Origin of the sequence: Psychrobacter immobilis (assembly GCF_904846175.1) — a bacterium.
Taxonomy (GTDB): Bacteria; Pseudomonadota; Gammaproteobacteria; order Pseudomonadales; family Moraxellaceae; genus Psychrobacter; species Psychrobacter immobilis_E.
On record NZ_CAJGZM010000021.1, the window covers coordinates 1 to 5,577 of the forward strand.

The following is a 5,577-nucleotide window of genomic DNA, read 5'->3' on the forward strand; positions in this document are numbered from 1 at the left end:
ACAACGCTGGGCAATTCAACTCTATCCATCCAGGAACAAGTCATTATTTAAATATGTACTCTGCTTGTGCTATAGCAGGTTTCAAGGATATTAGTAACTTACTTTAGAATAATAGGCATGCTATCCCTCTATAAGCGCTATAGATAAAACTATTGTTTGCTTTTTGTTATTTCTTAATTAAAAAGACTTATGTTGATTGAATTATTTTTAGTAGCTATCAGATTGTACTGTTCATACTAAAAATAAAAGGATTTGCAATGTCTCATAAAGTATTTATTAGTTACGATCACTCAGAAGACGCTCGTTATAAGCACTTATTACAAGGTTGGAGTAATCACCCAAATTTTGATTTCGAATTTGATAATAGAAGTGTAAAAACCCCAATTAACAGTGAGGATGCCAGTAGAGTGAAGGCTGGTATAACTATTAAGTTGAAACAAGCGACTCATCTATTCGTTATCGTAGGAAAGTTATCTTATACGAGCGACTGGATTAATTGGGAAATAGAAAAAGCTAAAGAATTAGGGCTGAAATTAGCGGCTGTAAAAATAGATAGAGCCAATAATTCTCCTGCTGGTCTATTGGGTGTAGGGACTTCTTGGGCTACGAGCTTCACAGAAAAGCAAATAATTGAGGCATTAAACGGAGCAGTGGTGGGATATGAATAATCCAAACGCACAGAAAATTTGCTTCGTTGTCATGGGTTTTGGGGAAAAGGTAGACTACGTTTCAGGAAGAACGCTGGACTTAGATGCTACATTTGAGGCTATTATTAAACCAGCTTGTGAAGAGTTAAACTATAAGTGTATCAGAGCGGATGAAATACATCATTCAGGCGTTATTGACCTCAAAATGTACAAAATGTTATTAGAGGCAGACTTAGTTATTGCTGATATTTCAACATCTAACCCCAACGCAATTTATGAGGTAGGGGTTAGACATGCTTTAAGAAGAAAAGCTACTATTTTGATGAAGGAAGACCAGTGTAAGTTTTATTTTGATTTAGATCATGTCTCTACTATCACTTACGAACATCTCGAGAAGGATATAGGAAATCGCGAGGTTATAAGAGTCAAACAAGCTCTTAAAGACAAAATAAATAGCATAAATTATGATGATGAAGAACCAGATAGCCCCGTCTATACCTTCTTGCCTAATCTACAATCTCCTATAATCAGTGCTGCTGAAATAGATGAGATAGTCGAAGAGATGGAGGAAGACGATGATTTGTATTTTAGATTGAAAGGCGAGCTTTCAGAACATAATAAAAATAGTAAACATCTACAAGCAGTGAAAGTCGTCAATGAATTGTTGGAAATTCGCCATGATGATGAATATTTATTGCAACAGTTAGCTTTGCATACATACAAATCAGCTGATCCAGACGAATTAACAGCTCTCATAAATGGGTCAAACATAATTAACAAGCTAGATCCTGATAACTCTAATAATCCTGAAACAACTGGTATAGCTGGAGCAATTTTCAAAAGAATATTTGCAATATCCCAAAACCACGATGACATAGACAAAGCTATTCGTTACTATCAACGCGGATTTGTTCTCAAAAAAGATTATTATAATGGTGAAAATTTAGCGACCTGCTATAGAATAAAATCTGGAGCGCTAAGCCTTGAAGATGATAAAGTTTTCTTTGCAAGGTTAGCTAGAGAAACGTCAAAAGAAGTGATGCTTAGAATTAAAGAAGTGTTGGATTCAGACAATTTCATGGAAAGGAAAGATAAACGTTGGGTATATGCCACAGCAGCAAATATGCATAATTATCTAGGTAACTCATTTGAATTTAAAAGGTTTGAGACATTATTCATTGGAGAGAACCCTTCTGATTGGGAAAGGACTACGTTCTACAGTAATTTAGATCATTAATCTTCCAAACGCTTAACTCTAAAACGGCTCTTTTAGGCTCAAATTTTGTAGTAATAGGCTCGAATTCGAGTCATTAACTTCAAAATTTGAGCCTATTTTATACACTAGCCACCATCTTTAGCTCTCTGCAAGAGTCCTCGAAGAGCGCAGTTACGAGAAATAATTTAATACGCCTACTTCGTGCTATTATATTATTTCTCGAACCGCGTTGGGGACACCCCAAACCCCAAAAACCACCTCATTAGGAGGCTTACATCATGGCTTTATACAGAGCGGAAGTGAAACCGATTAGTCGTAGCAAAGGGCATAATGCGGTCGCTGCTGCTGCCTATCGAGCAGGTGAAGAGCTGACAGATAAGAACAAATATAACCCCGAAGCCATGATCCATGACTACAGCAAAAAGTCGGACGTTATGCATAAGAATATCATTTTGCCGGCAGCATTAGCTGAGCAAGGTTTTACAATTGAGCGTCAAGACTTATGGTCAATGGTAGAAGAGCATGAGGTCACTAAGAAAGATCAGACGCTAAAAGCATCTGCTAGGGTTGCTCGTGAGTGGTTATTAGCATTACCTCATGAGTTGAGCGATAGCGAGAACATCGCATTGGCAGAAGAGTTTGCAACGAAGATGGCGAACGATCTAGGCGTGATTGCTGATTGTTGTATTCATAATCCAAAACTTAAAAATGACGCTCCTGCGCCCAAACCTTCAAGTAAAGCGGCGGATAAGGTCACTGACGATGATGACGAGCGCAATATTCATGCTCATATCATGTTTACAACTCGCAAAGTTGAGCTTGATGCCACTAATCAGCTGATATTTACCGACAAAGCAGACTCTGAGCTATACGGTACAGCAAGAAAGCTCAAAGGTTTGGCGAAAGAGAGGGATTACATCAAGGCGATACGCGCAGAATGGGCGGAAATGGTCAATAAACGACTATCAGAGCATGGCATTAAGGCAATTACTAGTCTTAGTTATAGAGAGCGAAAACTAGATATATTACCGCAGGTACACATTGGCAGAGACCCACTATCAGACAGCAAAAGAGAGCACAACGATGAAATTAGCGAACGTAACGAGTCTGTCTTCAATTCAAGAGTTGCTACTCTCCAAGGACTTGCAAGTAGCGCATATGGACAGCCTGCTACAACAGATAAATACATTGAACGAGCAAATAGAACAGTTGCTAACAACAAACGAATCACAGGTGATTTGGATAAAGGAATTGAGTACAGTCAACAAAGAGTTGAGTACAACGAGCGACTCATTGAGAACAGAGTTGGCGAAACCCCAAACCCCTTTACTGACGCACTCAGAAGAAGCCGTGCTGCAAGAGAATCAGCAGCTACTAGCTATGATCGAGAAACAGCAGCTTTTGATCGAGAAGCAAACGAAACAGCTAGAGAGTTTCAAAAATACTCTGGGCTCGGAGATAAGTGGGTTGGACAAAGAAAATACGTCGTTGCTCAATACGCTAGAAACGCTGAGATACTGAATCGTCAGTTAATTCAAAAAATCTTAGAACGAAACGACAGTAAGAACCGTATCAGATGGGAATCTTACGAGAGTGCAGACGATCCAACGCACTCAAAGAAATTTGATAGGCGACAACAGGAGCTGTTGGAAGCTTTTGCTACTGAGCATAATCTTGATCGACGTTCTCATGAAGACCATTATGATCTTAATCAGCGGCTAAAGGAGTTAGCCAATAATTCTGATTTTTTCAAAGATAACGCTAATATCTTTGAAATAGTCCGTAACGCTGAAAATGAAAGAGAAAAACATCGTGCTATAACGCTCTCAAATAGCCGTCAGGATGTTTCAATCCTAAATAGTCAGAATAGTACCAATGAGCATGATAAGGACTTACAGAAGGCTAAAAATGAGCTTAGAGTTGATAACAATATGCCTAGACCTAGGTTTTAGCTTTCCTTTTCTAAGGATATAAATTCTGTTTTTCTTTAATTCTTTAATTCTTTAATTCTTTTGTTTTTAAGTTACTTATAAATAATAAAAAATGCTTTTAATGCTTTTAAATGCTTTTAAATGCTTTTAAGCAAGATACAGCCCTTTATCAGCAAGGGTTATAGCTATGATATGACTACGTTTAGTTACCCATATGACTACGTTTAGTTACCCATATGACTACGTTTAGTTACCCATATGACTACGTTTAGTTACCATTAGTTTACTCATTATTATTTGTAGTTTAATATACTTGATTATGGTAATGTAGTTATAAATAAATTACAAGGAAATTGTCATATGACTAAGGGTAATCTGGTAGTCAAAACAAATCAGCTTAATTCAGCTCTACAAAACTTGTCTCTGCCTGAGATTCGTATTATTCAATTAGCGATAGTAGATGCAAGAGAGACAAATACTGGACTGAGTACCGATAAACCTCTACGTATTGATGCCTTACGCTATGCTGAAATGTTTGAGACCACCCGACAGAACGGTTATCAGCGAATGAAGGATGCTGAGGAAAACCTATTTAACAGACGTTTTAGTTACGTTAATGAACAAGGAAAAACTGTCAAATCACGTTGGATTCAGCAAGTAACTTATCTTGATGATGAGGGAGCAATCGAATTAGTTTTTACCCTTGCTGTAGTTAAAGGAATTAGCCGTATTGATGGTGCGGAAGACTTCTTTACTTCTTATCTACTAGAACAAACAGCAAGTATGGACAGTATATATTCCGTAAGGCTTTATGAGCTACTAGTACAATGGAAACAAGCTAAAAACACTCCTATGTTTGAGCTTGAGAAGTTCAGAAACCAATTAGGCATAGAATCTAGTGAATATAAAAGAATGGGGAATTTTAAATTAAGAGTTTTAGACCTTGCGGTTCAAGAAATTAATGAAAAAACTGATATTAAAATTAGCTATGAGCAAGTTAAAAAAGGTAGAACGATAATAGGTTTTAAGTTCAAAGTCTCAGATAAGGAAAAGCCAAAAAATACTCAGAAGTTAACCAATGAAAGAGACTGTAATACATCTGATATGTTTACCATTGAGGGGTTAAATGATAAACAGCTAGGGCGTATCGTTCGCAACCCTACTTTTATGGCAGAATACAATCATTTAGTGAGCCCTACGAGCCCAGCTGGACAGTCACAGCAAGGATGGGATTTTGAGATGGTTAATCGTCTTAAAAAAGATGCTTCTGAGTTTAAGAAGCGGCCAATTAGAGATTATCTTAAATATTAAAATTGCTTATCCCATAAGGTGCGGGTATGAAAAAGTTAATTGTTAGTGTATTTGTGAGTTTAATTGCTGTTTCAGCTAGTGCTACTGATTGGCTATATATAGATACTGATAAACTCGGTGTTGATAATTACATTGATGCTCATTCTGTAAGAGTAGTTGATCAAAATGCTCAAATAGTCACTGCATTTATTAAAATGAGGGGTATAGAGAAATCAAAATTGAAAATTGAAAATAAGACGATTGACTCTAGCAGTATTAAATTTTCTTATGATTGCAGAAATGAAAACAGTAAATCATTATCCAGTATATTTTATGATGCAAATGGGGCTGTTATTCATTCTGATAACAACGCTGGGCAATTCAACTCTATCCATCCAGGAACAAGTCATTATTTAAATATGTACTCTGCTTGTGCTATAGCAGGTTTCAAGGATATTAGTAACTTACTTTAGAATAATAGGCATGCTATCCC

At 36.9% G+C, this 5,577-nt stretch carries 5 protein-coding genes; all 5 read left to right on the top strand.

The window, feature by feature from the left end; all coding sequences use genetic code 11:
* Positions 1-257: 257 nt before the first annotated feature.
* The gene (locus JMW39_RS13095; RefSeq protein WP_201547256.1) at positions 258-668 is read left to right on the top strand and encodes a TIR domain-containing protein; all 411 of its coding nucleotides are present in this window, start codon (positions 258-260) and stop codon (positions 666-668) included.
* Positions 661-1,884, top strand: coding sequence for a tetratricopeptide repeat-containing protein (locus JMW39_RS13100; RefSeq protein ID WP_201547258.1), 1,224 nt, complete (start codon positions 661-663; stop codon positions 1,882-1,884). The genes JMW39_RS13095 and JMW39_RS13100 overlap by 8 nt, the downstream gene beginning before the upstream one ends.
* Before the next feature lie 257 nt (positions 1,885-2,141).
* Entirely contained in the window at positions 2,142-3,815 is a 1,674-nt protein-coding gene (locus tag JMW39_RS13105) for a MobA/MobL family protein (RefSeq protein ID WP_201547260.1), read from the top strand.
* A gap of 339 nt (positions 3,816-4,154) precedes the next feature.
* Entirely contained in the window at positions 4,155-5,105 is a 951-nt protein-coding gene (gene repM / locus JMW39_RS13110; protein ID WP_201547262.1) for a replication initiation protein RepM, read from the top strand.
* A 26-nt stretch (positions 5,106-5,131) separates the two neighbouring features.
* Complete coding sequence (locus JMW39_RS13115; RefSeq protein ID WP_201547263.1) at positions 5,132-5,557, top strand: surface-adhesin E family protein; 426 nt, start codon at positions 5,132-5,134, stop codon at positions 5,555-5,557.
* The last annotated feature ends 20 nt before the right edge of the window (positions 5,558-5,577 follow it).